The following is a 25,920-nucleotide window of genomic DNA, read 5'->3' as shown; positions in this document are numbered from 1 at the left end:
CGGCGGGGGGTTCCGACCATCTCCGAAATCAAGGCTCGACACGGTCCGCATCTCAGGATCGCAGTCGAAGGGTTCAAGCGCCTTGCCCCAAGGGGTTCGGCGGATAACAAGGTATTGCGAGTGGTCGTAACGAAAGTCTTCGCCAAAATCCGCGCAGTGGCCGGTGCCGCCGTTATCGCGGGCAGCGCCATCGCCGCCCATCCGGCCATGGCAAACTCCAGCGCGGCCTCCGCCGATATCGCAGCCCCGCTGCGCGCGGCACAGTCGGCCAGCCAGTCGGCCTCGGGCAATGAAGACGCCCAGTTCCGCACCCTGTTCAGCTCTTGGCAGAACTTCGAGGAAACCGGCCTCGCCGCCGCCAAGCCCGCAGCCAAGGTCGGCGCCATCGCTCCGGTTTCGATTCCCTCGCGCAACCCCCTCGAACACTCGGTCACCACCAGCAGCTACGGCATGCGCAACCACCCGATCCTCGGGCGCCGCGCCGGACACAAGGGCATCGACCTCGCCGCGCCGACCGGCACCCCGGTCTACGCGCCAGCCGACGGTATCGTCAGCCGCGCCTCGATGTTCAGCTCGTACGGCCTCTACATCTCGCTGGAACACGGCGGCGAACTGCAGACCCGCTATGGCCACCTCTCGCGCCTGAACGTTGCGGAAGGCCAGACCGTCCACAAGGGCGATCTCATCGGCTTCGTGGGCTCAACCGGCCGCTCGACCGGCCCGCACCTGCACTACGAAGTGCGCGTAGACGGCGCTGCGGTGAACCCGGTTCCCTACATGCAGTCGGGCCTCGCCGCGAACGAGAGCGGCGCCAAGGGCGGCTGATACAGTTTTTGACGACAAGCAGCGCCGATTGGCGCTGTTTTCGCTTCCCGGTTCGGAGAGGGAAAGGGCGGCAGCAGAGCCGCCTTTTCTATGCGCGTTGGCCATTGCCTGACACCAGAGCGATCAGTCCAGTTTGGCGAAGACCGCAGCCCCACCGCGCCGCCGCAACGCCGCCGTGTCGCTGCCCTCCGGCCAATTGGCCGGCAAAGGCTCCACCGAAGTGACCGCGCCGCCCGTCAGCTTGGCCACGATCCGCCCCTGGAACTCAGCCGGGCAGATCGCCTGGAATGCCGAACAGACCTGTTCGAGCGCCTCGGCCTCGACCGCGTAGAACACCAGCTTGGCCTCGCGCCGCGCCGAGACGAGCCCGGCGTTGCGTAGCACCGAGAGTTGCTGCGAGAGCGTGGGCTGACCAATCCCCGTGGCCGCCTCGATCTCGCCCACATTGCGCTCTCCACGCGCGACGCAGGACAGGATCTCGTAGCGCAGGGGATGCGCGATCGCCTTGATGAGTTCGATCGGGGCACCTTCCCCTCCGGGCGCCGAAGGCGGGGTGGATGCACTGGCCATCATTCGCACTCCTTGAGAAACCAGCCGACAGGGTTGTCAGCCGACAGCACGCTATCCATCGTCGGCTCGGGATGGGCGAAGAGCGGCTTGCCCGGCTCCCAACCTTCGGGCGGCAGCCCCTTGCCCGCATCGGCGACCTGCAGCGCCGCGACAATGCGCAGCACTTCCTCCACCGAACGCCCGATCTCGACCGGGTAGGTCACAATCGCCCGCACGACTTGCGCAGGGTCGATGATGAAGACGGTGCGTACGGTTCCGGCATCGTGGGCGTCGTTCGCCACCATACCATAGGCGCGCCCGATCACCAGCGTGGGATCCTCGACAACCGGGAAGGCCACTTCGACTTCGTAATGGTCACGGATCGCGCGCAGCCAGGCGAAATGCGCAAAGAGACTGTCAACCGAGAGCGCCATCAACGCGCAATCGAGTTCAGCAAAGCGCTCGGCCGCGCGCGCGAAGGCGACGAATTCGGAGGTGCATACCGGCGTGAAATCGGCTGGGTGCGAAAAGAACGCCAGCCAGCGCCCCTCAAAATCCTTCATCGCCACAGGGCCTTGCGTACTGCGTGCGGTAAACGCGGGCACGGCATCGCCGATGCGCAAGGGACAACAGTGTTTGCGGGTCTCGTCTTCCATGGAAAAGTTCTAGCGCAAGCTGCCTCTTGACGCAACACAGTTACATAATTACATTAAATAATGCTATGGAGAACCGAATGCCTGACGCACCAGCCCCCTACACGGCCCTGAGCCAGGCCGCCGCCCAGATCGAAACGGCGCGCGGCGACAACGCGAAGCAGCCGGAAATTGCAGCATTCTTCGATGAAACAACCTTCACGGTAACCTATGTGGTCCACGACCCGGCCAGCGGCGAAACGGCGATCATCGACTCGGTCCTCGATTACGAAGCCTCTTCGGGTCGCACCACGAGCGAATCGGCCGACCAGGTTCTTGCCTACGTGAGTTCGAAAAATCTGAAAGTCGCCTGGCATATCGAGACGCACGCCCACGCCGACCACCTTTCCGCGGCGCCCTATCTCCAGGAAAAGCTGGGCGGCAAGCTCGCCATCGGACGCGAAATCGTGCGCGTGCAGGAGGTCTTCGGCAAGATCTTCAACGCGGGCACGTCCTTTGCCCGGGACGGCTCGCAGTTCGACCACCTCTTCGCCGATGGCGAGCCCTTTACCCTCGGCACGCTGACCGGCACTGCGCTCCATGTTCCCGGACACACGCCGGCCGACATGGCCTACGTGATCGGCGATGCCGCCTTCGTGGGCGACACCCTGTTCATGCCCGACTACGGCACCGCGCGTGCGGACTTTCCGGGTGGCGATGCCCGCCAGCTCTACCGCTCGATCCGCCGCCTTCTGACACTCCCCGCCGAAACCCGGCTGTTCCTGTGCCACGACTACAAGGCACCGGGCCGCGAGGAGTTCGTCTGGGAGACCACCGTGGCAGAGCAGCGCGCCGCCAATGTCCACGTCCACGATGGCGTGAGCGAGGACGAATTCGTCGACATGCGCACCCGCCGCGACGCGACGCTTTCGATGCCCAACCTCATCCTGCCTTCGGTCCAGGTCAACATGCGCGGCGGTCACTTGCCCGCGCCCGAGGACAACGGCGTACGTTACCTCAAGATTCCCGTCAACGCGCTCTGAAGCAGCCGTTTTTCCAGCAAAGACAGAAAGCCCCCCATGTTCGACTGGTTCATGCAAACGTTTCCAGATGCTCAGCCGCTCCACGGGCTGGCCGGCGGCGTCCTCATCGGTCTGGGTGGCGCCGTCATGCTCCTGGGCCCCGGCCGCATCGCCGGGATCAGTGGAATGACGGCGCGCGTCGCGGGCCTTTCGGGCGGCGCGCCCTGGCCGCTTGCGGCCCTGTTCCTCGCCGGACTTCCGGCAGGTGCGCTCGCTATGGCTGCGCTGATCGGTGGTATCCCGGCGCTGTTTCCACCCTCGCTCGTCCTTCTCGCCATCGCGGGCCTGGTGACGGGCGTCGGCACGCGGCTGGGCAGTGGCTGCACCAGCGGCCACGGCGTGTGTGGCCTATCGCGCCTCTCGCCCCGCTCGATCGTGGCCACGCTGACCTTCGTTGCCACCGGCATGATGACCGTCGCGCTGGTCAACGCTCTGGGGGGAGGTATCTGACATGCGCAATCTCATGGCTCTTCTTTCCGGCCTGCTGTTCGGCGCCGGGCTCGCGCTTTCCGGCATGATGAACCCGGCACGCGTGCGCGGCTTCCTCGACATCGCGGGCGACTGGGACCCCACGCTTGCCTTCGTGATGGGCGGCGCAGTCCTGGTCATGGCGCTGGCCTGGGCGCTCCAGCGCCGCATGCACCGCCCGCTCGCCTGCGAGGACTTCGCGCTGCCCGGCACGCGCCTCATTGACGCACGCCTCATCGGCGGCGCAGCGCTGTTCGGTGTGGGCTGGGGCCTTGGCGGCCTGTGCCCGGGCCCCGCGATCGCGTCGCTCGTCTTCCACCCCGTCTCCGCCGGCGTCTTCGTCGTCGCCATGCTGGCAGGCATGCTCGCCTTGCGCCTGATCGACACGCTGCGCGGCTGATTCCCCCCACTCAGAATACGTATATTCCAGGAGATGCGCGCATGCAGACGCGGCATATCGAAGGTCAGCTCCACGTTTCCGGGCAGGTTCGCCCGCAGGACATCGACGGTCTCGTTTCCGCCGGCATCGCCACACTGATCTGCAACCGACCCGACAACGAAGAGCCCGGCCAGCCGAGCTTCGGGGAGCTTGCCAAGGCCGCGCGGGCCAGGGGCATCACCGCCTTCTACCTGCCCGTCGGCGGCAAGATCGCGCCCGAGGACCAGGCCGAGGCGTTCGCGAAGATCCGAGCGGAAAATCTCGGCCCGACCCTCGCCTTCTGCCGCACCGACAACCGCTCCGAAAAGGTCGCATGCGCCGCGCGCAGCCGGTCCGCAGCCAATGGGGCCGCGAACCGACGCACACCCCACCACAAGGTGGTGATCGTGGGCGGCGGCTCGGCTGGCATCGCGGCGGCGGCCTCGCTCCTCAAGCGCAGCCCTGCGCTCGATGTCGCCATCGTCGAGCCCAGCGAAGATCACTTCTACCAGCCCGGCTTCACCATGGTCGGCGGCGGCGTTTTCAAGCAGCCCGATACCGTGCGCAAGACCCGCGATGTCCTGCCCCAACGGGCCAGCTGGATCCGCGCGGCGGTCATCGGCTTCGCGCCTGACAGCAATACCGTCGAGCTGGAAGGCGGCGCGAAGGTCACCTACGACGTCCTTGTCGTCGCGATGGGCAACCGTCTCGCCTGGAACAAGATCGAAGGGCTGGAGGCCGCGCTCGGCCAGAACGGGGTGACCTCCAACTACCGCTACGACCTCGCCCCCTACACCTGGCAGATGGTCCAGAAGCTGGCACGCACGCCCGGCCCGCGCCGCGCGCTGTTCAGCCAGCCGCCGATGCCGATCAAGTGTGCGGGCGCGCCGCAAAAGGCCATGTACCTCTCATGCAGCGAGTGGGAGGAGTGCGGCGTTCTGGGTGACATCGAGGTCGAGTTCCACAACGCGGGCGGCGTCCTGTTCGGCGTGCCCGACTACGTGCCCGCGCTCATGGAAACGGTCGGGCGCTACGGCATCGGCCTGAAGTTCGGCTCCACCCTCGTGGCCGTAGACGGCCCCGCGCGCGAAGCGACCTTCCGCACCGAGGACGGGGAGATCACTCGCAGCTTCGACATGCTCCACGCCGTCCCCCCGCAGGAGGGCAACCCGATCATCGCGAACAGCCCGCTTGCCGATGCGGCAGGCTATGCCGAAGTCGACCAGGTGACGCTCCAGTCGCTCAGCTGGCCCAATATCTTTGCGTTGGGCGACGGATGCAGCACCCCCAACGCCAAGACCGCCGCGGCTGCGCGCAAGCAGGCCCCCGTGGTTGCCGTCAACGTGCTCGCTGCCCTCGACGGCAAGGGCCCGGTCGCGGCCTACGATGGCTATGGCTCGTGCCCGCTGACGGTCGATCGCGGCCACATCGTCCTTGCCGAGTTCACCTATGGCGGCAAGCTTGCGCCTTCCCTGCCCAAGTGGCTGATCGACGGAACCAAACCTTCGCGCATGGCCTGGCACCTCAAGGCCGACGCCCTGCCCCCGATCTACTGGCACGGCATGCTCAAGGGCCGCGAGTGGCTGGTGCAACCCGCCCCGCTCCTGTGAACGCCTGATACCTCCCCCAGCAAAGCCGGTCCTCTGCCATGCTCGACGCCTCCCACATCGACCTCGCCTACCTGCTCCTCGGCGCCTTTTCGGGCGTTCTGGTCGGCTTCACCCTTGGCCTTGTCGGTGGGGGCGGCTCGATTCTGGCCGTGCCGCTGATGGTCTACCTCGTGGGTGTCCCCAACCCCCACGTCGCCATCGGGACGAGCGCCTTTGCCGTTGCAATCAACGCGGCGACAGGGCTCATCCAGCACGCGCGCTCGGGCAACGTGAAGTGGCGCTGCGGAGGGATGTACGCCTTTGCCGGGATCTTCGGCGCCTTCCTCGGCTCGACGCTGGGCAAGGCGATCGACGGGCAGAACCTGCTGTTCCTCTTCGCGCTCGTCATGATCGTGGTAGGCGGGTTGATGATCCGCGGGCGCCGCAACATGGGCATCCCGGGCGCGCAGTGCAATCGCGAGAACGCGCCCAAAGTGCTCGGCTTCGGCCTTGGCACCGGCGCGTTCTCCGGCTTCTTCGGAATCGGCGGAGGCTTCCTTATCGTGCCCGGCCTGATCGCCTCGACCTCGATGCCGATGATCAACGCGGTGGGCACCAGCCTTGTCGCGGTGACCGCCTTCGGGCTTACCACGGCGGCGAACTACGCGGTGTCCGGGCTCGTCGACTGGCTTCTCGCCGCCGTTCTCATCGCTGGCGGGGTGCTCGGCGGCTTCGGCGGCAGCTGGACCGCCGGGCGGCTGTCGGGCCAGGGCCTGCTGACCACGGTCTTTGCCGTGCTGATCTTCGTCGTCGCCATCTACATGCTGCTGAAGTCGGGCGGCGTCCTGTGACCGCGATCCCCGACAAGAACGCGCGCTGCCACACGATCCTCGCCCTTATCGCACAGGGCAAAGGCGTGGTCGAAAGCTGCCGCGAAGTCGGCGGAATTTCGGAGAAAACGTTTCAGAGGTGGCGCAAGGCGAGGGAGGAGGCGTCCGCCGCCAAGCCCTGACGCATGTTCCCAGAGAGCACATGATCCCGGCCTCCGCAGGGATTTTGTATCTGCCAGCATGGCGGACAGGACAGAAGGGCCAGGAAATGACTCCGAGGCCCATCGCCCTCGGGGCTCCCCATACCGTCTACCTCACCTCCCACCCGCCGCCGTGGCGGAGCAAGGTGAGGTCGCCCATAACGGGGGGCAAGGGGCGATGGCCCCTTGAAAAAAGTCCTTCCCCCACACAAAAACGCCGCCTGCATCCCCAGGGACACAGGCGGCGTTCTGGTCAGGCTAACCCGCGCTCAGTCAAGGACGGTGCGGTCCTGGGACGGGTCGGAGTGGAACTCATGCCACACGCCGTTGATGACGCCGAAGCTGACGGCGAGGCCGACGCCCAGAATCCAGGCAAAATACCACATGGGGCGAACTCCTCAGTAGAAATCGGGGTTGAGACGGACTTCCTCATCGGTCACGCGGCCGAACATCACCTTGTAGGCCCAGGCGGTGTAGAGAAGCACGATCGGCAGGAAGATGAGCGTAACGATCAGCATGATGAACAGCGTGCCCTGGCTCGAGGAGGCGTTCCACAAGGTCAGGCTCGAGGCCGGATCGATGGAACTGGGCAGGATGAAGGGGAACATTGAAAGGCCCACGGTCGCGATGATGCCCACGTTCGCCAGGGTCGAACCGGCAAAAACCAGCACGTGCTTGCGGCCCGAGATGCCCACGAAGGCGAGGATCGGCCCCAGAAGGCCAAGCACCGGGGCGATCAGCATCCAGGGGTGCGCGGCGTAGTTGTCGAGCCAGGCGCCGGTTGCGGCCACCGCGCCCGTCAGGTGCGGGTTGGAGGGGCCAGCCGGATCGGCCTCGGCGGCAAGGCGGTAGCCCATGTCGCCATAAGCCACAAAGGCGCCGCCCAGGACGAACAGCACGACCGAGGCCAGCGCGGCGATCTTGCCGAACTTCAGCGCTCGGTCGAGCACCGGGCCGTCCTCCAGCTTGAGGCTGAGCCAGCCGGCCCCGTGAAGCGCCAGCATCGTCACCGACAGGAGCCCGGTCAGCAGCGAGAAGGGCGTGAACAGGCCCAGCAGCGAGCCTTCGTAGAAAGTGCGAAGGTCGCTATCGAGCCGGAAAGGCGCGCCCAGGAGCACGTTGCCCACCGCCACGCCAAAGACCAGCGCGGGCACAAAGCCACCCACGAACAGCGCCCAGTCCCAGCGCGAACGCCAGGCGGGATCGGCCTTCTTGGAGCGGTACTTGAAGCCAACGGGACGCAGGATCAGCGCGGCCAGCACCAGGAACATCGCCAGGTAGAAGCCGGAAAAGCTTACCGCATAAACGAAGGGCCAGGCCGCGAAGATCGCGCCGCCAGCCAGGATGAACCAGACCTGGTTCCCCTCCCAGGTGGCGCCGATGGTGTTGATCACCTGGCGCCGCTCGACGTCGTTCCTGCCGATGAACGGGAGGAGGGCGGCCACGCCAAGGTCAAAGCCATCCGCGATGGCAAAGCCGATCAGGAGCACGCCCAGGAGCAGCCACCAGATCAGGCGAAGGGTTTCGTAATCGATAGGTACGAAAGGCATTTCATCTGTCCTTTCAGATCATTCCGCGGGGACGGCGGTATAGGCCGTCGCGACTTCGGCGCTCTCTTCGCGGCCCGGACGCCAGGGGCGGTATTCCTCCGGTCCCTTGCGGATCGAGGCGAGCATGAGGCGCACCTCGATCACCGCCAGCGCGCCGTAAAGGAGCGTGAAACCGGCAATCGTGGTCCACAATTGCGGTACGGTCAGGCTTGAGTTGGCGAGGAACGTCGGCAGCACGCCGTCGACCGCCCAGGGCTGACGCCCGACTTCGGCGACGATCCAGCCCAGCTCCACTGCCAACCAGGGCAGCGGCATGATGAAGAGAGCCGCACGCAGGAACCAGCGCTTGTCGAAGCGGCGCATCGTGGAAAACGCGAAGGCCGTGGCAAAGAAGGCGACGAGGAGGAAGCCGATGCCCGCCATGGCGCGGAAGCCCCAGAACAGGACGGGCACTTCGGGCACGGTGTCCCAGGCCGCCTTGTCGATGGTCACGGCATCAGCCGTGCGCGGATCGGCGACATAGCGCTTGAGCAGCATCGCGTAACCAAGATCGTTCTTGGCGCTCTCCCACTGCGCGCGCGCCGCGGTGTTCGCAGGGTCAGACTTGAGCTTCTCGACCGCATCATAGGCGACAAGGCCGTTCTCAATACGGCCGCGGGCCTCGGCGACGAGGGGATAGATACCCTCGACCTGGCCGGTCAGCGAACGCGTGGCGATCAGGCCCAGCACGTAGGGCACCTTGACCTCGAAGAGCGTCTCGCGCTTTTCCTGCGAGGGGAAGGCAATGACCGAGAGGCCGGCCGGGCTGGCTTCGGTGTGCCACATGCCCTCCATAGCGGCGAGCTTCATCTGCTGGTTGTCACCAAGGGCATAGCCGCTTTCATCGCCCAGCACGACGACCGAAAGCGAAGAGGCCAGGCCAAAGGCGGCCGCCACGGTGAAGCTGCGCTTGGCAAGCTCTAGGAAGCGGCCGCGCAGCAGGTAGTACGAGGCAACGCCTAGAACGAAGACGCTGGCAGTCACGTAGCCCGCGCTCACGGTGTGGACGAACTTGGCCTGCGCGACGGGGTTGAAGACGACATCGAAGAAGCTCGTCACCTCCATGCGCATAGTGTCGGGATTGAAGCTCGAACCAGCCGGGTGCTGCATCCAGCCGTTGGCAATGAGGATCCACAGCGCCGAGAGGTTGGAGCCCAGCGCCACCATGATCGTGGTCAGCAAGTGGCCGCGTCTGGAGAGGCGGTCCCAGCCAAAGAACATCAGACCCACAAACGTCGCTTCAAGGAAGAAGGCCATCAGGCCCTCGATCGCGAGCGGCGCACCGAAGATGTCGCCCACGTAATGCGAATAATAGGACCAGTTGGTCCCGAACTCGAACTCCATGGTGAGGCCGGTGGCGACACCCAGGACGAAGTTGATACCGAACAGCTTGGACCAAAAGCGCGTGATGTCGCGCCAGATCGGCCGTCCGGTAATGACATAGACGCTCTCCATGATGACCAGCATGAAGGACAGGCCAAGGGTGAGCGGTACGAAGAGGAAGTGGTAGAGTGCCGTGAGGGCGAACTGAAGGCGTGACAATTCGACGACAGCGAAGTCGATCATGGGGGGTCACCTTTGCAATTTTGGTGCGATCCGTGCGTAGCCCCTTGGAGCGCCAAGGCATTCCGGGCATTGATCGCAGTCAATCCCAAGTAGCGGCGTGCCGGCACGCGGCACTTGCGTCACGCGCTTGCACTCAATAGCCCCCGCCTAGGCCTCGCCAGGTCTCAAGTCAATATCACTTACACAGTTGCCTATTTATGAAACCCAAAAGAGCCGGGCAGTTCTGGGCCCTCGATATTCTCGGTGCGGCCCTGTTTTCCTGGGGAATTTCCGGCGGCGTGGAAGCACTTGTGGCGCGCACGGCCCTTGATGGATGGCTCGCATGCCTCGCAGGAGGCGCCCTTGTGCGCGCGGCCAGCGTGGTACTCGTGCACCATTACGCAATGCCAGGTGCGCAAATCGCTGCAAACCCTTGGCGCCGCGCTGCGATGTCGCGCCTGCTCGGCGGGCGTCTGCCCGCCCCGGTCAGCGCGGGAACCAGCGCGGCGCTTGCCATCGATCACGTCCAGGCCATCGAAGAGCACGGCGCGCGCTTCCAGCCGGCCCGCGTCTCGGCCGTGGTCGGACCGCTGTTGGCCATCAGTCTCATCGCCCTGGCCAGCTGGTTCTCCGCGCTCATCCTGTTGGCGACGCTGCTGCCCTTCGTGGTCGGCATGATCTTTGCCGGGACCGCCGCGCGGCGGGCCTCGGAGCGCCAGCTCGACGCCCTGGCCGCGCTCTCCGGACTCTTCGTCGACCGGGTCCGGCACCTCCCTCTCATCCGCCACTTCGGCGCGCAGGCACGCATCGCCCGCCAGGTCGAGGACGCCACCCATGGCGTGGCGATGCGCACCGTCGCGGTACTGCGCGCGGCCTTCCTGTCGAGCGCGGTGCTCGAATTCTTCGCCGCCATCGCGGTGGCACTGGTTGCCATCTACTGCGGCTTCGCGCTGCTGGGCCTCTTGCCCTTCACCCCGCCCGAGCCGCTGACGCTGGGCCGCGCCTTCTTTGCGCTCGCGATGGCGCCCGAGGTCTACCTGCCCATGCGCCGTCTTGCCGCCGCCTACCACGAGAAGCAGATGGGCGAGGCGGCTGAGAGCGCGCTGGCCGATTATGCGCCCGGGCAGGAGGAGGCGGAAGAAGTGTCCAGCGCAGCGCCCTCTCCTTTCGACGGCCTCGTTGTCGAGGGACTGATCCTGACCTGGCCGCCGGTCTGCATCGGACCTGTCGACCTGCGCCTGCCACGCACCGGCATCGTGGCCTTGAGCGGCCCCTCAGGCAGCGGCAAGACCAGCACACTGGCCGCCATCGCCGGGCAAATCGAGGCCACCTCGGGCCGGATCACGACCTTTGCCGGACATCCTCTCGACCCCGCCGACGTGGCCTGGGCCGCGCAGCGCCCACTGCTGTTGCCCGGCACGCTGCGCCGCAATCTCGCTCTTGCCGCGCCCGAAGTCTGCGATGCCGCCGTCCTGGTCGCCGCCCGCCGGGTCGGCCTGGGTCCGCTGCTGGAAGCGCGCGGCGGGCTCGACTTCGTCATCGATCACAAGGGGTCGGGCCTCTCGGGCGGCGAGCGGCGCCGTATCGGACTGGCCCGCGCGCTGCTTTCAGGCCGCCCGCTCCTCCTGTGCGACGAGCCCACCGCCGACCTCGATGCCGCCAGCGCCGCCCAGATCGTGGCCGTGCTGCAGGAACTTGGCCGCGAAAAGGCGCTCCTTGTCGCCACCCACGATGAAGCCGTCCGGGCCATTGCCCAGCAGGAGATCGCCCTGTGAGCCGCGCCGCTTTTTCGCATCCGTTCGAACTGGCCAAACCCACGCCGCCTGTCCGCCACGTGCTGCGCCTTGGCACGCTGTCAGCCATTGTCGCGGCGCTGAGCGGTCTGCTGCTGCTTGGCATTTCAGGCTGGTTCCTGACCGGCGCGGCCATCGCGGGCGCCTCCGGGCTCCTTGCCGTACAGACCTTCAATTACCTGATCCCGAGCGCGGCGATCCGCCTCCTTGCGATCCTGCGCACGGTCAGCCGCTACGGCGAGCGGATGCTCTCCCACAAGGCCGCGCTGACCGCGATGGCGGACCTGCGCAGCCGCCTCTTCCGCCTGCTTGCCGCACAGGACACGCGCTATGCCCCCGATGTCTCTGCGGGCGAGGCGAGCGCGCGGCTGATCGGCGATATCGAATCGCTTGAAGACCTCATCGTGCGTCAGCCCACGCGCCCCGGCAGCCTGGCCGCAGCCCTTGCTGGCGTGGCCCTCGCCGCCCTTTCGGGCTGGCTTTCCGCGCTGCTGCTGGCGGGGCTGCTCGTGATCTTTCCCTTCGCCGTGACCGCGCTGTCGCGACGCCTCACCGCCGCCCCCGCACACGACGCCGCCGAGGCCCTGGGAGAGCTGCGCGCCCGCTATGTCGACATGGCGCAGGCCCGCGCCGAGATCGCGGCTTATGGCCTTGTCGACACGGTCCTCGACGAACTGGCCGAGCCCATCACACGGCTTGATGCCGCACGCTGGACGCTGTTCCGTGCCGAAGCGGGTGTTGCAGCCTTCCAGCTCTTCTACGGCGCTCTGGCGGCCATCGCCGTCCTTGCTACCGCGTCGGGCGGCCCCGCGCTTGCCGCGCTCGGCCTGCTCGCCGCCACGGCGGCCATCGAAGCGCTCGCGGCGATCTCACGCACCGCGCTGCGCCAGGCCCGTGTCGAGGAAGGCCTGCGCCGCCTGGAAAGCCTGCTCGACCTGGCAGAACAGCCTTTGCCGGCAGCGCCGTCCGAGCGTTTCCTCGCCGCGCCCTTGCGGCTGGGGACCCATGCCATTGCCCCCGGCAGCCATATCGCCCTGCTGGGAGCGTCCGGCTCTGGCAAGACTCTTGCGCTCGAGGCGCTGGCCGGGCTTCGCGCCAGCACGGCCCCGATCTGGGTCGACGATGCGCCGCTTGCCGAATGCGCCGAGGATACCTTGCGCGGCCAGTTTGCGCTCAGCGCGCAGGACGCGCCCTTGCTTGCCGGATCGATTGCCGACAACCTGCGCCTCGCCCGCCCCGGGATCACCGAGGACGCAATGCGCGCCGCGCTCGCCACAGCCTGTCTCGACGAAAGGATCGCGCGGCTTCCCGCAGGCCTCGACACGCTGCTGGGCGAGGACGGCGCACCGCTTTCGGGCGGGGAACGCAAGCGCCTCTCACTTGCCCGCGCGCTCCTGGCCGGACGTCCCTGGCTGCTGCTCGACGAACCCACAGAAGGGCTCGACGGCGCGACCGAGCGCGAACTGGTGCGCCGCCTTGGCGGATGGCTGGAAAGCACGGACACGGGCTTGGTGCTGGTCTCCCACCGCCCCCATCCGCTTTCGCTGGCGCAGCACAGCCTGCCCATCGAAGCCCTGCCCCGCACCTGAGAGCCGGCGCCGCGCGGACAAAAAAACAGGCGGCCCGTCACGAGGTAGGGCCGCCCGAAGGTGGGGAGAAGCGGTTCGCACCGGGGCCAGAGACAGCCAGCGGTGCGCGACCGGCAACTCTCTTCTCGCAGATGCGGCAGGAACCGGCTTTGATCATGGTCAAATCGCAGTTGCGTTGATCACAATTCTTGCCGCGCTACGCTCACGCGTGGAGAAAATGCCAAGGTCTTTGCCAAGTTCTTCGCCGAGCCCTTAATTCGCGCTCCGGTGCGTCGTTCTGGTTTTGGATGGGACATGACCGCTTTCGACCGACACCGACCCCACGCGAACGGCGACTGCGCCAGTGTGCGCGCTTTGCGCTCACCGACGCCTACGGCCAACCGATCGAGGTGATGGTGCGCGACATTTCGTCACGTGGGCTGAGCGCAGCCGCACTCGGCACACCGCCGCCCGCCGAAAGCGTCGTGCGCGCCCGGCTGGAGGACGGTCAGGAACTGTGGGGCCTGGTGCGCTGGCGCGAGGGCAACCTCTTCGGGGTCGAGTTCGACACCCGCGAGGGCGCGCTCAAACCGCGGAACTGAAGCGCCGCAGCGAATCCTTGCGATAGGGATCGAAACGCGCCGCGATCGAGCGCGCATACGCCACGCCGCCCGGTCGAATGACGAGATCTTCGCCATCGATCTCACACAGGTCCGCATCGAGATAGGGGCGCAGCAACGGCAGGGCCTCCGCGCCCAGGGTCTCGTCGATTCGTGCACGGCCCCCGCACAAGAGCGCCTCGATCACCGCCCCTCGGTGCTGGTCCTGCGCCGTGCGCGCGATGCCCCGGTTCACCGGCAGCCGATCCTGCGAGAGCATCATGCGATAGCGCCCGGTGTTCTTTTCGTTCTGGGCAAGGAGGCCCGGGAAACCGCTGATCGCCGACGCGCCGAGCCCCAGCAGCACGTCGGACGGGTCCTCGGTGAAGCCCTGAAAGTTACGGCGCAAGGTGCCGTTGCGCATGGCCTGCGCGAGGCTGTCGCCGGGCAGGGCGAAATGATCGAAGCCAACCGGCACATAACCCGCATCGAGCAGGAACGAATAGCCATGCGCGGCCATAGCGAAGCGCGCCTTGGCATCGGGCAGGTCGCTTGCGTCGATCTTGCGCTGGCGCGGGATCATGTGCGGGACGTGGGCGTAGCCGAACAGGGCGATGCGGTCTGCACCCAGCGCCACGGTCTGTTCAAGCGAATCGTCGAGATCGGCCATGGTCTGTCCGGGCAGCCCGTACATCAGGTCGAAATTGAGCGAGGTGATCCCCGCCGCACGCAGCATCGCGGTCGAATTCTCGATCATGCCGGTGGGCTGGACGCGGCCGATGGCCTCCTGGAGATGCGGCGCGAAAGTCTGCACGCCAAGGCTCCCACGATCGATGCCAATGGCCCCGATCACCGAAGCCCATTCCGAGCCCAGCGTGCGCGGGTCCAGCTCGATCGACATGACCGGGTTCGTCACCCCGAAATGGACGATCAGCGTATCGACGATGCGCACGAAGTCGATAGGCGAAATACCGTTGGGACTGCCCCCGCCAAAGGCGATGCGCGAGATCTTTGCCTCCTTGGGAACGCGCTCGGCGACAAGGCCGATCTCGTGGTTGAGGGCATCGAGGTAGCTTGCCACGCGCTCGGCCTTATTGGCCGCGCTTGTGTTGCACCCGCAGTACCAGCAGATCTTCTCGCAGAACGGGATATGCACGTAGAGCGATATGTCCCCGCATACGTCGGCGAGAGCCTGAACGAAATCGCCTTCGCCCACCTCGTCGCCGAATTCGGCCGCGGTCGGGAAGCTCGTGTAGCGCGGTACCGGGACCGCCAGCAGATCGGGGTGATATGTCCACATGCAGGGGACCTTGGGCGATCCCACCGGGCGCTTCATTGCGATTGATCAAGCCACGTCGACAAGATCGCACAGGGGATGCCTGGAGGGCCGCTAAGGGGCGTTTCCCTCACCCCATCGCGTCGTCGTCGCTGTCCTCCTCTTCGTCGATGAGGATGCGGTTGGCCGCCCCATCGAGGTCCTCGAACTGGCCGCTCTTCATCGCCCAGAAAAAGCCGACCAGACCGACGAGCCCCATGATGAGGGCGAGCGGAATCAGAAACCCGAGTATCGTCATGGTTCGCGCGCTTACGCCTGCTCGTTCGCCCGGCCTGCCGCGCGGGCCAGACGCAAGGAATTGCCGACGACGACGAGCGAGCTGCCCGACATCGCAATCGCGGCGACGAGCGGCGTCACGTGCCCCAGGATCGCGAGCGGCACGGCAAAGACGTTGTAGATCGCGGCCATGGCGAAGTTCTGGCGAACGATGGCCATGGTCCGGCGCGCCACGCGCAGCGCCAGTGCGACCGGCATCAGGCGTTCCCCCACGAAGACCGCGTCAGCCGCCTGCTGGCTGACGTCGCTGGCCCCGCCCGGCGCAAGGGAGACATGCGCTCCGGCAAGGGCAGGCCCGTCGTTGAGACCATCGCCGACCATCAGCGGGAAGTGCCCAGCGCCCTTCAGCCGCTCAAGCAGCGCGAGCTTTCCGGCCGGCTTCATGGAGTGGGTGGCAAAGAGCTTGAGGTCCTCGGCAACAGCGCCGACGGAGGCCTCGCGGTCACCCGAAATGATCGCCGCCGTGACGCCCTGCCCGGAAAGATCCGAGAGCGTTTCACGCACGTCAGGCCGCAGCGGATCGGAGAAGGCAAGGCGCGTGCGCATGCCATCTATGAGCAGGTCAACGGCAAGTCCGCCAACCTCGAATTCAGGGCGTAAAAGGGCGACTTCACGCCCCTGGTAGCGCGCTTGCATGCCCCGTCCGGCTTCCTCGCTGATGCCGTCGAGCACGGCGGGTTCGGTACCGGCGGCGCGCAGCGCCTTGGCAAGCCCCCGGCTAAGCGGATGGCGGCTCGCCTGCGCCAGCGCCAGCGCGACGCTGCGGCCTTGCGGGTCGAGCACGCCCAGGTCTACCGGGCGCGGCTCCCCCAGTGTCAGCGTGCCGGTCTTGTCGAACAGCACCTGATCCACCTCGGCCAGGCGTTCGAGCGCGGAACCGTCCTTGATGAGAAGGCCACGGCGCATGAGCGCGCCCGAGGCGACGACCTGCGCGGCGGGGACGGCCAGCCCGAGTGCGCAGGGGCAGGTGATGATGAGCACCGAGACGGCGATGAGAAGCGCCTTGTAGACGCCTGCGCCCGCCAGCCACCAGCCCAGAAAGCTGAGCGCGGCGAGGCTGTGCACGGCGGGCGCATAGAGGCGCGAGGCGCGGTCGGCGATGCGCACGTAGCGCGAACGCGACTGTCCGGCCTCGTCCATAAGACGCGCGATGTCGGCAATCGCGGTGTCCTGCGCGGCAGCCGTCACCTTGACCCGGACCGGATCGCCCAGGTTGATCATCCCGGCATGGATGGTCTCGCCCTCCAGCACGGGGCGGGGCTCGCTTTCGCCCGTCAGCATCGAGGAATCAACGCGGGTGCGCCCTTCCACGATCACGCCATCAGCGGCGAGCGATTCGCCCGCGGCCACCAGCATCACCATGTTGGGGGCAAGCTCTTCGGCGGCCACGTAGCGGGTCGAACCATCCGAGTTCAGCACCTGCGCGCCCTTGCCCATCCGGCCCAGCAGCGCGGCAATGCCCGAGCGCGCGCGGCTGCGCATCATTGCATCGAGCACGCGACCTGCGAGCAGGAAGAAGAGCAGCATCACCGCGCCGTCGAAATAGGCGTGCAGGCCACCGGTCAGCGTCTCATACAGGCTCATGCCCGTGGCGAGCAGAACGCCAATGCTGATCGGCACGTCCATGTTGGTACGCCGATAGCGCAGCGCCATTGCGGCCGAGGCGAAGAAGGGGCGTCCAGCATAGGCGATCACCGGCACCGCAATAAGCGCGCTGATCCAGTGGAACATGTCGCGCGTGATCGCGTCCGCCCCCGACCAGACCGAGACCGAAAGCAGCATGATGTTCATCATGCCAAAGCCCGCAACCGCGAGCGCCCTGGCCAATCGGCGCTGTTCGCCATCATCGCGGCCGAGCGGATTGTCGGCGGCGCGCTCGGCCTCGAAGCCAAGCTTGCGCAGCGCACCGATCAGATCGTCGTCGGTGATCGTGGAAGCGTGATGGACAGCCACGCGCTTGGCCGAGAAGTTGACGCGTGCAGTTTCGACACCCGAGATGGCACCCAGCCCGCGCTCGACCTTGGCGATGCAGCCCGCGCAGCGCATGCCCGGAACCGTGAAGCGGCTGTCGACAAAATCGGCCTCGGGAGGCGTGGCGATGTCCGGGTACGGCGCCACAAGATCGGTCACAGCACGGCCCGCTCTGTCCGCCAGATCGCACCGTCGGGCGTCTCGACACGCAGGCGCAGCGTCCAGCGCCCCTCGGGCAGGACGGCGTCGCTGGCCCAGGTTCCGTCCGAACCGCGCGTGAAGGTCAGCGCCTGGTCGGGCTTGTGCCCGAGCGGGTGGCGCGCCTCGGCAAGAACTTGCGCGTCTTCGGGCGCGCCGGTCAGTTCAAGCTGGAGGCGGCCATCGCCGCGCCGCGCGACCGCGACCTGCCAGCCCAGCGCCTCCTCGCGGCGGGCCTCGTCGAGCCAGGTGTTGAACTTCTGGCTGGCGACGTAGGAATTCTCGACGACAATGCCGCCGAAGGTACGGCTCGCCAGCGTGGCCATGAGCACGTTGACCCCCACGATGACCGTGAAGCCGGCCACCAGGATCAGCGTCATGTGCTTGCCGGTAAAGGGCTTGCGCGTGGGGCGTTTCGCCATGTTCGTATCACCTGCCATCATTCGTCTCCAGGCGCATCGAACTGCGCCTTGGCGGTATCGCTTTCGCGCTCTTCCCCCTGCGCCTCCAGGGTGAAGGCAAATTCCTGGTCGCGGGTGCCTTGCGGCGCCACCACGTAGACCCGCACCACCTGCGTCGCATCGGGCGCGACAGTGCGCGTCAGGCCCCGCGATGCGGCCTCGCGGGGCATGTCCTCGGTCCACATCACCGCGCCGGGCAGCCCCTTGATGCCAAGGTCCATTTCGCGCGGACGGTTCTGCATGTTGTGCAGGCGCAGGGTATAGCCGTTGCGCACCGAACCATCGCTCATGAGGATATAGGGCGGATTGCGATCCTTGGCGACCGAGACATCGGTGTGGACGCGCGTGCCCAGCATGAAGAGCAGACCCAGGCCAATGCCGGCCCATACCGCGAAGTAGACGAGCGTGCGCGGGCGCCAGATAAGCTTGGCGTGCCGGGTTGGCGGATGGCCTTTCTTCTCGTTCTCCGCGTCTTCAAGCGTCGCGTAGTCGATGAGGCCACGCGGACGGCCGGTTTCGGCCATGACGCGGTCACAGGCATCGATGCACAGCGCGCAGGTGATGCAGCCTATCTGCGCTCCCTCGCGGATGTCGATGCCGGTGGGGCAGACCGCAACGCACTGGTTGCAATCGATGCAGTCGCCGTATTCGCCGGGATTCTTCTGCGCCTTCTTGAGGCTGCCGCGCTTCTCGCCGCGCCACTCCTTGTAGGTGACGATAAGGCTCTTCTCATCGAGCATCGCGGTCTGGATGCGCGGCCAGGGGCACATGTAGATGCACACCTGCTCGCGCATGAAGCCGCCCAGCGCAAAAGTGGTGAGGGTAAGGACAAGTACCGTGCCGTAGGCAACCGGCGCGGCCGTGCCGTAGGCAACCGGCGCGGCCGTGCCGCTCCAGAACTCCTCGTGGAGGGTGGGGGCATCGGCAAAGTAGAAGATCCATGCGCCGCCGGTGGCAAAAGAGATCACAAGATAGATCGTCCACTTGAGCAGGCGCCGCGCGATCTTGGCCGGCCCCCAGGGGGCCTTGTAGAGGCGAAACCGCGCGTTGCGGTCCCCATCGATGAGGCGGTCGACGTGCTGGAAAAGGTCGGTCCAGACCGTCTGCGGGCAGGCATAGCCGCACCACGCGCGCCCCACCGCGCTCGTCACCAGGAACAGGCCAATGCCCGCCATGATGAGGAGGCCCGCCACGAAATAGAATTCCTGGGGCCAGATCTCGATGCCGAACATGTAGAAACGGCGGTGTTCGAGGTCGATCAGCACCGCCTGGTCGGGCGCGTAGGGACCACGGTCCCAGCGCAGCCAGGGCGTCACCCAGTAGATAGCCAGGCACGCCGCCATGATCGCCCACTTGATGCGGCGGAACTTGCCATCGATGCGCCGGTTGAAGACCGGCTCGTGCTTGGCATAGAGCGAGACCGGAGCCTCGGCGCTGGGGGTGATCGGTTCTGGCTTGTTCATGTCCGTTGTCCGCCCGTCATCGAAATGGGGGGCTGAGCGGCCCGGAAGGTGTGGTCCGCCTCTTCGCAAGGCATGCGAAGGCCGGGGTACGCCTGAAGGGTCAGGCCGGGGTCCTTGCCACCCCGGCCCCTGTCAGTCCTGTGTTACTCGCGTGTCTCGGCCGTGTCTTCGGCCATATCCTCGCCTTCGCCAGCCGCTTCGGGCACCGGAGCTGTGAACTCCTCACCGCCGCCCAGCGAATGGACATAGGCGGCCAGCATCTTGATCGTGACCGGATCGAGGCGTTCGCCCCAGGCCGGCATCACGCCGTGGTGCGGATGGTGAATCTGCGCTTCGACTTCGGCCTTGCTGCCCCCGTCGAGCCAGATCGCGTCGGAGAGATTGGGGGCGCCCAGGTCCCGGTTGCCCTTCGCGTTCTCGGCGTGGCAGACCGCGCAGTTGTCGGCAAAGACCTGCGCGCCGCGCTGGGTCGCCACGCTCTTCTGCGCCTTGCCCGAGAGGCTGAGGACGTAATCCGCCACATCGCTGATCTGACCGGCATCGAGCAGGCCGTCGCTGCCAAAGTTGGGCATCATCGACTGGCGTGTCATGTCCTCGCCCGGCTGGCGGATACCGTAGATGAGCGTGGTCTCGATGGTCTGGAGGTCACCGCCCCACAGCCAGTCGTCGTCGTTGAGGTTGGGATAGCCCTTGGAACCCGCCGCGCCTGCGCCGTGGCACTGCACGCAGTTAACCTTGAAGGCCGCCGCACCGCCCGAAACCGCCGCGCGCATCAGTTCGGGGTGCTGGGGCAGTTCTTCGATCGGCATGTCGGCCAGCGAGGCGACGGTCTTGGCGCGCGCCGCGGCGGCCTCGTCCATCTCTTCGGCGAGCTGTCCGCGGCTGGTCCAGCCCAGCACGCCCTGCGTCGCCGAGCTTATCCCCGGCCAGGCCGGATAGGCCACGGTGTAGCCGATCGCGAAAACGATACAGGCATAGAAGGTCCAGAGCCACCAGCGCGGCAGCGGCGTGTTCAGTTCCTCGATGCCGTCCCATTCGTGGCCGACGGTCTCGGTCTGCGTGGCTTCATCGTAACGCTTGTCAGCCATCGTTCTCGTCCTTGAAGATCATGGTGGCAGCTTCCTCGTTCTTGGCCCGGTGGCCCGGCCGGAAGGGCCAGGCGACGAGCACGAGGAAGACCAGCATCATGGCGAGGAGCCCCCAGCTGTCGGCAATGTGCCGCAGTGTCTCGTAGGTGGAGTGCGCGTTCATCGGCCCTTCTCCGAGGCAAGTTCCTCCTGGGCCGCCGCGTCGTTGACGTCGACGAGGGTGCCCAGCATCTGCAGGTAGGCGACCAGCGCGTCCATTTCGGTAAGGCGCGAAGGATTGCCATCGAAGTCACGGATCTGCGACTTGGGATAACGCTCTTCGAGGTCGCCTGCGTCGGCCATGGGATCGGCCTGGGCCGACAAGTCGGCCAAGGCCATCTCGATGTCCTTGTCGGTGTAAGGCACCCCGACGTGGCGCAGCGCGGTCAGATTGGCAGCGATGTCGGGGACATCGAGGTCGTTCTCCGCCAGGAACCCGTACTTGGGCATCACGCTTTCGGGCACCACCGACTGCGGGTCGGTCAGATGCTGGACGTGCCAGCTGTCCGAGTAGCGCAGGCCCACGCGCGCCAGGTCGGGCCCGGTGCGCTTGGAGCCCCACTGGAACGGATGGTCGTACATCGATTCGGCGGCGAGGCTGTAGTGGCCATAGCGCTCGACCTCGTCACGGAAGGGACGGATCATCTGGCTGTGGCAGACATAGCAGCCCTCGCGCACGTAGATGTCGCGGCCAGCCTGTTCGAGCGGGGTGTAGGGGCGCATCCCCTCCACCTTCTCGATGGTGTTGTCGATCCAGAACAGCGGGGCGATCTCGACGATGCCGCCCACGATCACCGCACCAAAAGCGCAGACGCCGAGCAGGGTGATGTTCTTTTCGAGCTTCTTGTGGCGCTCGGTCATGGAAGTCATTTTACCTGTTCCCTTTCCAAGCGCTTCAGTTGGCCTGCGCGGCGCGGGCGCCGGGCAGCGGCTTGTCAGCCTCGGGATCGTAGGAGGCATTGTGCATCGGCGCTTCCTCGCGCAGCTGCCCCGCGATGGTCTTCCATACGTTGAGCACCATGATCGCACCGCCCGCGAGGTAGAGCAGGCCGCCGAAGGCGCGCATCGCGTACATCGGGTACATACGGGCGACGGTGTCGGCGAAGGTGTTTACGAGGTACCCGTCCGCGCCGTATTCACGCCACATGAGGCCCTGCATGATGCCCGCCACCCACATGCTCGCGGCGTAGAAGACGATGCCGATGGTCGCGAGCCAGAAGTGCCAGTTGACCATGCGCACCGAGTAGAGCCGCTCACGGTTCCACAGGCGCGGCACCAGGTAGTAAATAGCACCGAAGGTGATCATGCCGTTCCAGCCCAGCGCGCCCGAGTGGACGTGGCCGATGGTCCAGTCGGTGTAGTGCGAGAGCGAGTTGACGAACTTGATCGACATCATCGGGCCCTCGAAGGTGCTCATGCCGTAGAAGGCGAGCGCCATGACCATCATGCGGATGATCGGGTCGGTGCGGACCTTGTCCCACGCGCCGTTCAGCGTCATCAGACCGTTGATCATGCCGCCCCAGCTGGGCATCCACAGCATGATCGAGAAGACCATGCCCAGCGTCTGCGCCCAGTCGGGCAGCGCGGTGTAGTGCAGGTGGTGCGGCCCCGCCCAGATGTAGATGAAGATCAGCGACCAGAAGTGAATGATCGAGAGACGGTAGGAATAGACCGGGCGCTCGGCCTGCTTGGGCACGAAGTAGTACATCATCGCCAGGAAGCCGGCGGTCAGGAAGAAGCCGACCGCGTTGTGGCCGTACCACCACTGCACCAGCGCGCCCTGCACGCCGGCAAAGACCGGATAGCTCTTCGAGCCGACGAAGCTCACCGGCCAGTCGAGGTTATTGACCACGTGGAGCATGGCCACGGTGATGATGAACGAGAGGTAGAACCAGTTCGCAACGTAGATGTGCGGCTCGGAGCGCTTGATGATCGTGCCCACGAAGACCGCCAGATAGCAGACCCACACGATCGTCAGCCACCAGTCGACGTACCATTCGGGCTCGGCGTATTCCTTGGACTGGCTGATGCCCAGCACATAGCCGGTGGCGGCGAGCACGATGAACAGCTGGTAGCCCCAGAATACGAAACGCGCGAGGCCCGGGAAGGCCAGGCGTGCCCGGCAGGTGCGCTGCACGACATAGTAGCTCGTAGCGATCAGCGCGTTCCCCCCGAACGCGAAAATCACCGCCGAGGTGTGCAGCGGACGCAAGCGGCTGAAGTTGAGGTAAGGTTCCAGGTTGAGCCAGGGCCAGGTGAGCTGGGCGGCGATGAACACGCCGGCCGCAAAGCCTACCACGCCCCAGAACACCGTTGCGATGACACCCCAGCGAACCGGGTCGTCATCGTAGCGTCCCTCGTCGGGCATCTTGAGGATACCGCGCGCGATCGCGCCGTAATCCGCACTCCGCACCGTGAACCACACGGCAATCAGCGCGGCCAGCGCGACGATGCTCATGTGAATGGCGAAACCCCCATCAGCCGCGAGCGCGACCCCGATGACGGCAAGGAAGAGCACGGCGAGCCAGAGGCCCGCCCGCGCGAGAACCGTTACCATATCATTTCTCTTTCGAGACTGTTGCTGAACCTGACGAACGCCTTGGCGAGTAACACCTGATCCAGCATTGATAATGATCAAATTACGCGAGCAATGAATTTAAAGGCAGATTTCCGTTGTTTTGCGCGTAATCAAATCAACTTGATCGCAATTGCCGCAAAGGCATTTGCGCAGCCGCTCAAAAGGGGGGACACGCATGGTGCGGCCCCGGCGGCAACGGAAGAAATTACTATGCGCAAGATGACGATGTTCGTCGCCCTGGCCGCGGCCACTGCCCTTTCCACGCCCGCCATGGCCGGCAGTCCGAACGGCAAGTTCCAGGTCAAGGTGCTCGGCACGGCCGTCCTGCCCAACGGCGAGATCGACAAGATCAAGCACCTCGATGCGGGTCTGGGCGACACGCTTGCCAGCATGGGCGTAAGCGACGTCGACGCCAAGGCGAACGACAACGTGGTCCCCACGCTCGCGGTCGAATACTTCTTCAACCAGAACTTCTCGCTCGAGACGATCTGCTGCTTCACCCAGCACCACGTCAACGGCGCCGCCGACCTCTCGGGCACCGAGCTGGTCGACCACGTCCTGATCCTGCCCGCAACGGTGACGTTCAAGGCCCACCTGCCCACCGGCACGCCCTTCAAGCCCTACATCGGCGCGGGCCCCTCGATCTTCTTCGTATTCGACGAAAAGCCGGGCGCGACCGCCCAGGCATTGGGCGTTGACCGCGTGAAGATGTCCAACTCGTTCGGTGTGGCGCTGCAGGGCGGTGTCGATATCGCGCTCGGCGACAGCGGCTTTGGTGTCTCGCTCGACGCCAAGAAGTACTTCATGAAGCCGACCGCCAAATTTTATGTCGAGGACACCAAGGTGCTCGAGACCAAGCACAACCTCGATCCCTGGGTTCTCAGCGCGGGCGTCACCTACCGCTTTTGAGTCCGGACGAGGCCCAGGGCCTCCACTTCAAGGGACACACGCTGCATGCGCGGAAAGGGGGGAGCAAACCGCTCCCCCTTTTTTCGTGTCTGTCGCGGGCCCGTCTACAGCTTCCCGAAATTGACCGTCGCGTTGAACAGGAACACTGCAGTCCCCGCCACCAGCGAGGCCGCGATGCGAGCGGCCAGATAGGGCACGCTCAGGACATCGCTCAGCAGCGTGAAAGCACCCAGAATAAGCGCCAGCCCCACCAGCGCGTTGCCGACGAAAAGTACATAGCCCGAGGCCATCCCGCGCGCACTGCCCCGGAAGATCCAGACCCGCGCCAGAACGTAGTGGAGCGCATTTGCCAACAGGAAGCCCAGTGCGACCGCCAGCAACCGACCGGCTCCGGCTTTTTCTACCAAGACCCAGATGAAGACGAGATCGAGAAGAAATGTCGCGACGCTCGCGAGGGCATTGCGCAGATAGAGATCGAGCCCCTTGCGGGTCAGGACGCGGCCCAGGAAACCGCGCCCGCCAATCCCGGGATCAGCGTCTTCAGGGGGCACGCGGGAGGTCGCCCCGGTCGGTATATCGTACGAATTCGAACGCGGTGGCATGCCTTGCACAACTCGCTAGCAGACGCACGGTTTCCGCTCCGACCATGCTGTCTGTGCACGCGCGCATGCATCGCATGCGGAGCTCCGCCGAACTGCATGCTCCAGGTCTGGTGCGAATCAGCCCGCTTCGGCCGCGAGTGCATCCATGTCACGAATGATGACATCGCGGCGCGAGGGCAGGTCGATGATGCCTTCGTTGCGCAGGCGCGTGAACTGACGGCTCACCGTCTCGATCGTCAGGCCCAGCACATCGGCGATCTGCTGGCGCGAGAACGGCAGCGTGAGGTGGCGCTCCTGCGGTGCATCAAGCGGGATCTTACAGCCGCTGCCGCCGAGGCGCTCGGTCATCTCGACCAGGAAGCTCGCCATCTTCTCGGCCGCCGACTTGCGGCCCAGCAGCAGCATCCAGCGGCGCGTGCGGTCCAGTTCGCCCAGTGTGCGCTCAAGCAGCTTGTGCTCCAGCGACGGGTGCTCACGGGCAAAGGCATCGAAATCGCGGCGCGAGAACACGCAGACCTTGGCTTCGGTAAGAGCGGTCACACCGTGGCCGCTGGTTCCCCCGAAGGGACGCCCGATGAAGTCAGAAGGGTAGACCACGCCCACGATCTGTTCGCGACCATCCTCGGTGTTGGTCGACAGCTTGAGGACGCCCTCGATCACGTTGGCAACGAGGACCGAATCCTCGCCTTCCCAGATCAGCGATTCGCCCGGCGTGATCTTGCGCGTGCGCCCGATCGCATTGAGGGCCTCGAGTTCGCTAGCGTTGAGAGACGCACAAATCGCCCGGTTGCGGACAACACAAAGGTCACAAGTCGACATTATGTTCCGTTATCAGGGCCTACAGCTACACACAAGTTTCGGCAGATACCTCAATCGACTACATATGGAAAGTAACTAGTGGATTGATCGGAACAGATGATTCCGTTTTCGGGATTCCCTTGAACGGGGGGACATGCGAAGATGGCGCATGCGAACGGGCATCCAGATTGAGGTTACAGGACCGGACACCAAGCGGCTCGAAGCGATTGTCGCAGCGCGTAGTTCTCCTCAAAAGCATGTTTGGCGGGCGCGGATCATTCTGCTGACGGCTCAAGGGCTAGGAACGCAGGCGATCATGGAGGCGACTGGCAAATCCAAGCCGTGCGTGTGGCGCTGGCAGGAACGGTACATGGCCGAAGGCGTGGATGGGCTGCTGCGCGACAAGACCCGACCTCCGGGGATCGCGCCTCTCGATGCGGCTTTGGTCGACAAGGTCGTTGCGCTGACGCTGGAACCACCCAGCCATGAGGCCACCCATTGGACGGTGCGGGCG

General features: G+C 65.8%; 27 protein-coding genes. 11 read left to right on the top strand and 16 right to left on the bottom strand.

Going from position 1 to position 25,920, the window contains the following annotated elements:
- Positions 1-120: 120 nt before the first annotated feature.
- A complete protein-coding gene (locus FMM79_RS09005; RefSeq protein WP_148627176.1) occupies positions 121-825 on the top strand; it encodes a M23 family metallopeptidase in 705 nt (234 codons plus the stop codon).
- A gap of 123 nt (positions 826-948) precedes the next feature.
- Here FMM79_RS09005 and FMM79_RS09000 read toward each other — a convergent pair whose 3' ends face one another.
- The gene (locus tag FMM79_RS09000) at positions 949-1,398 is read right to left on the bottom strand and encodes an ArsR/SmtB family transcription factor (RefSeq protein ID WP_371710888.1); all 450 of its coding nucleotides are present in this window, start codon (positions 1,396-1,398) and stop codon (positions 949-951) included.
- Positions 1,395-2,030 carry a peroxiredoxin gene (locus FMM79_RS08995; protein WP_148627175.1) on the bottom strand — a complete coding sequence of 212 codons (636 nt, stop codon included), beginning with the start codon at positions 2,028-2,030 and terminating at the stop codon, positions 1,395-1,397. Before FMM79_RS08995 ends, FMM79_RS09000 begins: the two co-directional genes overlap by 4 nt.
- A 77-nt stretch (positions 2,031-2,107) precedes the next feature.
- Here FMM79_RS08995 and FMM79_RS08990 point away from each other — a divergent pair, with 77 nt between their 5' ends.
- Genes FMM79_RS08990 through FMM79_RS08970 form a run of 5 tightly spaced genes read left to right on the top strand, consistent with a single transcriptional unit; the run spans position 2,108 to position 6,414 of the window.
- Positions 2,108-3,049 carry an MBL fold metallo-hydrolase gene (locus FMM79_RS08990; RefSeq protein WP_148627174.1) on the top strand — a complete coding sequence of 314 codons (942 nt, stop codon included), beginning with the start codon at positions 2,108-2,110 and terminating at the stop codon, positions 3,047-3,049.
- Positions 3,050-3,085: 36 nt separating this feature from the next.
- Positions 3,086-3,538, top strand: a complete 453-nt coding sequence (locus FMM79_RS08985; RefSeq protein WP_240339076.1) for a YeeE/YedE family protein — start codon at positions 3,086-3,088, stop codon at positions 3,536-3,538.
- A gap of 1 nt (position 3,539) precedes the next feature.
- Positions 3,540-3,956, top strand: a complete 417-nt coding sequence (locus FMM79_RS08980; RefSeq protein ID WP_148627172.1) for a DUF6691 family protein — start codon at positions 3,540-3,542, stop codon at positions 3,954-3,956.
- A 41-nt stretch (positions 3,957-3,997) separates the two neighbouring features.
- Positions 3,998-5,584 (top strand): bifunctional protein tyrosine phosphatase family protein/NAD(P)/FAD-dependent oxidoreductase, encoded by a 1,587-nt coding sequence (locus tag FMM79_RS08975; protein WP_148627171.1) that lies wholly within the window; start codon positions 3,998-4,000, stop codon positions 5,582-5,584.
- Between the two features lie 38 nt (positions 5,585-5,622).
- Complete coding sequence (locus FMM79_RS08970; protein ID WP_148627170.1) at positions 5,623-6,414, top strand: sulfite exporter TauE/SafE family protein; 792 nt, start codon at positions 5,623-5,625, stop codon at positions 6,412-6,414.
- A gap of 448 nt (positions 6,415-6,862) precedes the next feature.
- Here FMM79_RS08970 and cydX read toward each other — a convergent pair whose 3' ends face one another.
- The 3 genes from cydX to FMM79_RS08950 are packed head-to-tail and all read right to left on the bottom strand — an operon-like array spanning position 6,863 to position 9,745.
- On the bottom strand, positions 6,863-6,979 hold the full coding sequence (cydX, locus tag FMM79_RS08960; RefSeq protein WP_148627168.1) for a cytochrome bd-I oxidase subunit CydX: 117 nt from the start codon (positions 6,977-6,979) through the stop codon (positions 6,863-6,865).
- A 12-nt stretch (positions 6,980-6,991) separates the two neighbouring features.
- The gene (gene cydB, locus FMM79_RS08955) at positions 6,992-8,143 is read right to left on the bottom strand and encodes a cytochrome d ubiquinol oxidase subunit II (RefSeq protein ID WP_148627167.1); all 1,152 of its coding nucleotides are present in this window, start codon (positions 8,141-8,143) and stop codon (positions 6,992-6,994) included.
- Between the two features lie 18 nt (positions 8,144-8,161).
- A complete protein-coding gene (locus tag FMM79_RS08950) occupies positions 8,162-9,745 on the bottom strand; it encodes a cytochrome ubiquinol oxidase subunit I (RefSeq protein ID WP_205466584.1) in 1,584 nt (527 codons plus the stop codon).
- Positions 9,746-9,945: 200 nt separating this feature from the next.
- Here FMM79_RS08950 and FMM79_RS08945 point away from each other — a divergent pair, with 200 nt between their 5' ends.
- The 3 genes from FMM79_RS08945 to FMM79_RS08935 all read left to right on the top strand — a co-directional run bounded on the left by FMM79_RS08945 (position 9,946) and on the right by FMM79_RS08935 (position 13,690).
- Positions 9,946-11,502, top strand: coding sequence for an ABC transporter ATP-binding protein/permease (locus tag FMM79_RS08945; RefSeq protein WP_148627165.1), 1,557 nt, complete (start codon positions 9,946-9,948; stop codon positions 11,500-11,502).
- Positions 11,499-13,109, top strand: a complete 1,611-nt coding sequence (locus FMM79_RS08940; RefSeq protein WP_240339075.1) for an amino acid ABC transporter ATP-binding/permease protein — start codon at positions 11,499-11,501, stop codon at positions 13,107-13,109. Before FMM79_RS08945 ends, FMM79_RS08940 begins: the two co-directional genes overlap by 4 nt.
- Positions 13,110-13,396: 287 nt before the next feature.
- Positions 13,397-13,690, top strand: coding sequence for a histidine kinase (locus FMM79_RS08935; RefSeq protein WP_148627164.1), 294 nt, complete (start codon positions 13,397-13,399; stop codon positions 13,688-13,690).
- On the opposite strand, the gene hemN is transcribed toward FMM79_RS08935, so the two are convergent.
- The 9 genes from hemN to ccoN all read right to left on the bottom strand — a co-directional run bounded on the left by hemN (position 13,674) and on the right by ccoN (position 23,076).
- Positions 13,674-14,987, bottom strand: coding sequence for an oxygen-independent coproporphyrinogen III oxidase (gene hemN, locus FMM79_RS08930; RefSeq protein WP_148627163.1), 1,314 nt, complete (start codon positions 14,985-14,987; stop codon positions 13,674-13,676). The two genes, FMM79_RS08935 and hemN, sit on opposite strands and share 17 nt — an antisense overlap.
- Before the next feature lie 106 nt (positions 14,988-15,093).
- Complete coding sequence (gene ccoS, locus FMM79_RS08925; protein ID WP_148627162.1) at positions 15,094-15,261, bottom strand: cbb3-type cytochrome oxidase assembly protein CcoS; 168 nt, start codon at positions 15,259-15,261, stop codon at positions 15,094-15,096.
- Between the two features lie 11 nt (positions 15,262-15,272).
- On the bottom strand, positions 15,273-17,429 hold the full coding sequence (locus tag FMM79_RS08920) for a heavy metal translocating P-type ATPase (RefSeq protein WP_148627161.1): 2,157 nt from the start codon (positions 17,427-17,429) through the stop codon (positions 15,273-15,275).
- Positions 17,426-17,890 (bottom strand): FixH family protein, encoded by a 465-nt coding sequence (locus FMM79_RS08915; protein WP_148627160.1) that lies wholly within the window; start codon positions 17,888-17,890, stop codon positions 17,426-17,428. The genes FMM79_RS08920 and FMM79_RS08915 overlap by 4 nt, the downstream gene beginning before the upstream one ends.
- Positions 17,891-17,907: 17 nt before the next feature.
- Positions 17,908-19,392 (bottom strand): cytochrome c oxidase accessory protein CcoG, encoded by a 1,485-nt coding sequence (gene ccoG / locus FMM79_RS08910; RefSeq protein ID WP_148627159.1) that lies wholly within the window; start codon positions 19,390-19,392, stop codon positions 17,908-17,910.
- Positions 19,393-19,535: 143 nt separating this feature from the next.
- Positions 19,536-20,480: a cytochrome-c oxidase, cbb3-type subunit III gene (ccoP, locus tag FMM79_RS08905; protein WP_148627158.1), complete on the bottom strand. Its 945-nt coding sequence runs from the start codon at positions 20,478-20,480 to the stop codon at positions 19,536-19,538.
- On the bottom strand, positions 20,473-20,643 hold the full coding sequence (locus FMM79_RS08900) for a cbb3-type cytochrome c oxidase subunit 3 (RefSeq protein WP_148627157.1): 171 nt from the start codon (positions 20,641-20,643) through the stop codon (positions 20,473-20,475). Before FMM79_RS08900 ends, ccoP begins: the two co-directional genes overlap by 8 nt.
- On the bottom strand, positions 20,640-21,389 hold the full coding sequence (ccoO, locus tag FMM79_RS08895) for a cytochrome-c oxidase, cbb3-type subunit II (protein ID WP_148627156.1): 750 nt from the start codon (positions 21,387-21,389) through the stop codon (positions 20,640-20,642). Before ccoO ends, FMM79_RS08900 begins: the two co-directional genes overlap by 4 nt.
- Before the next feature lie 25 nt (positions 21,390-21,414).
- Positions 21,415-23,076, bottom strand: a complete 1,662-nt coding sequence (gene ccoN / locus FMM79_RS08890; RefSeq protein ID WP_148627155.1) for a cytochrome-c oxidase, cbb3-type subunit I — start codon at positions 23,074-23,076, stop codon at positions 21,415-21,417.
- A 231-nt stretch (positions 23,077-23,307) separates the two neighbouring features.
- Here ccoN and FMM79_RS08885 point away from each other — a divergent pair, with 231 nt between their 5' ends.
- Positions 23,308-24,006: an OmpW family protein gene (locus FMM79_RS08885; protein ID WP_148627154.1), complete on the top strand. Its 699-nt coding sequence runs from the start codon at positions 23,308-23,310 to the stop codon at positions 24,004-24,006.
- A gap of 104 nt (positions 24,007-24,110) precedes the next feature.
- On the opposite strand, the gene FMM79_RS08880 is transcribed toward FMM79_RS08885, so the two are convergent.
- Positions 24,111-24,557: a GtrA family protein gene (locus tag FMM79_RS08880; RefSeq protein WP_240339074.1), complete on the bottom strand. Its 447-nt coding sequence runs from the start codon at positions 24,555-24,557 to the stop codon at positions 24,111-24,113.
- 168 nt (positions 24,558-24,725) lie between these two features.
- Entirely contained in the window at positions 24,726-25,427 is a 702-nt protein-coding gene (locus FMM79_RS08875; protein ID WP_148627152.1) for a Crp/Fnr family transcriptional regulator, read from the bottom strand.
- Positions 25,428-25,575: 148 nt separating this feature from the next.
- Here FMM79_RS08875 and FMM79_RS08870 point away from each other — a divergent pair.
- Positions 25,576-25,920, top strand: a 345-nt coding sequence (locus tag FMM79_RS08870; protein ID WP_148627151.1) for a helix-turn-helix domain-containing protein, incomplete at its 3' end; no start/stop codon positions are given.

The organism is Novosphingobium sp. BW1 (genome assembly GCF_008107685.1).
Lineage (GTDB): Bacteria > Pseudomonadota > Alphaproteobacteria > Sphingomonadales > Sphingomonadaceae > Novosphingobium.
Note: the sequence above shows the minus strand (reverse complement) of the source record. Positions and strands in the feature narration are given on the sequence as shown.

Excerpts from the sequence above, each read along its gene's own strand:
- FMM79_RS09000 (WP_371710888.1), bottom strand. The coding sequence starts at position 1,398 with ATGATGGCCAGTGCATCCACCCCGCCTTCGGCGCCCGGAGGGGAAGGT.
- FMM79_RS08995 (WP_148627175.1), bottom strand. The coding sequence starts at position 2,030 with ATGGAAGACGAGACCCGCAAACACTGTTGTCCCTTGCGCATCGGCGAT.
- FMM79_RS08990 (WP_148627174.1), top strand. The coding sequence starts at position 2,108 with ATGCCTGACGCACCAGCCCCCTACACGGCCCTGAGCCAGGCCGCCGCC.
- FMM79_RS08985 (WP_240339076.1), top strand. The coding sequence starts at position 3,086 with ATGTTCGACTGGTTCATGCAAACGTTTCCAGATGCTCAGCCGCTCCAC.
- FMM79_RS08980 (WP_148627172.1), top strand. The coding sequence starts at position 3,540 with ATGCGCAATCTCATGGCTCTTCTTTCCGGCCTGCTGTTCGGCGCCGGG.
- FMM79_RS08975 (WP_148627171.1), top strand. The coding sequence starts at position 3,998 with ATGCAGACGCGGCATATCGAAGGTCAGCTCCACGTTTCCGGGCAGGTT.
- FMM79_RS08970 (WP_148627170.1), top strand. The coding sequence starts at position 5,623 with ATGCTCGACGCCTCCCACATCGACCTCGCCTACCTGCTCCTCGGCGCC.
- cydX (WP_148627168.1), bottom strand. The coding sequence starts at position 6,979 with ATGTGGTATTTTGCCTGGATTCTGGGCGTCGGCCTCGCCGTCAGCTTC.
- cydB (WP_148627167.1), bottom strand. The coding sequence starts at position 8,143 with ATGCCTTTCGTACCTATCGATTACGAAACCCTTCGCCTGATCTGGTGG.
- FMM79_RS08945 (WP_148627165.1), top strand. The coding sequence starts at position 9,946 with ATGAAACCCAAAAGAGCCGGGCAGTTCTGGGCCCTCGATATTCTCGGT.
- FMM79_RS08935 (WP_148627164.1), top strand. The coding sequence starts at position 13,397 with ATGGGACATGACCGCTTTCGACCGACACCGACCCCACGCGAACGGCGA.
- hemN (WP_148627163.1), bottom strand. The coding sequence starts at position 14,987 with ATGTGGACATATCACCCCGATCTGCTGGCGGTCCCGGTACCGCGCTAC.
- ccoS (WP_148627162.1), bottom strand. The coding sequence starts at position 15,261 with ATGACGATACTCGGGTTTCTGATTCCGCTCGCCCTCATCATGGGGCTC.
- FMM79_RS08915 (WP_148627160.1), bottom strand. The coding sequence starts at position 17,890 with ATGGCGAAACGCCCCACGCGCAAGCCCTTTACCGGCAAGCACATGACG.
- ccoG (WP_148627159.1), bottom strand. The coding sequence starts at position 19,392 with ATGAACAAGCCAGAACCGATCACCCCCAGCGCCGAGGCTCCGGTCTCG.
- ccoP (WP_148627158.1), bottom strand. The coding sequence starts at position 20,480 with ATGGCTGACAAGCGTTACGATGAAGCCACGCAGACCGAGACCGTCGGC.
- FMM79_RS08900 (WP_148627157.1), bottom strand. The coding sequence starts at position 20,643 with ATGAACGCGCACTCCACCTACGAGACACTGCGGCACATTGCCGACAGC.
- ccoO (WP_148627156.1), bottom strand. The coding sequence starts at position 21,389 with ATGACTTCCATGACCGAGCGCCACAAGAAGCTCGAAAAGAACATCACC.
- ccoN (WP_148627155.1), bottom strand. The coding sequence starts at position 23,076 with ATGGTAACGGTTCTCGCGCGGGCGGGCCTCTGGCTCGCCGTGCTCTTC.
- FMM79_RS08885 (WP_148627154.1), top strand. The coding sequence starts at position 23,308 with ATGCGCAAGATGACGATGTTCGTCGCCCTGGCCGCGGCCACTGCCCTT.
- FMM79_RS08875 (WP_148627152.1), bottom strand. The coding sequence starts at position 25,427 with ATGTCGACTTGTGACCTTTGTGTTGTCCGCAACCGGGCGATTTGTGCG.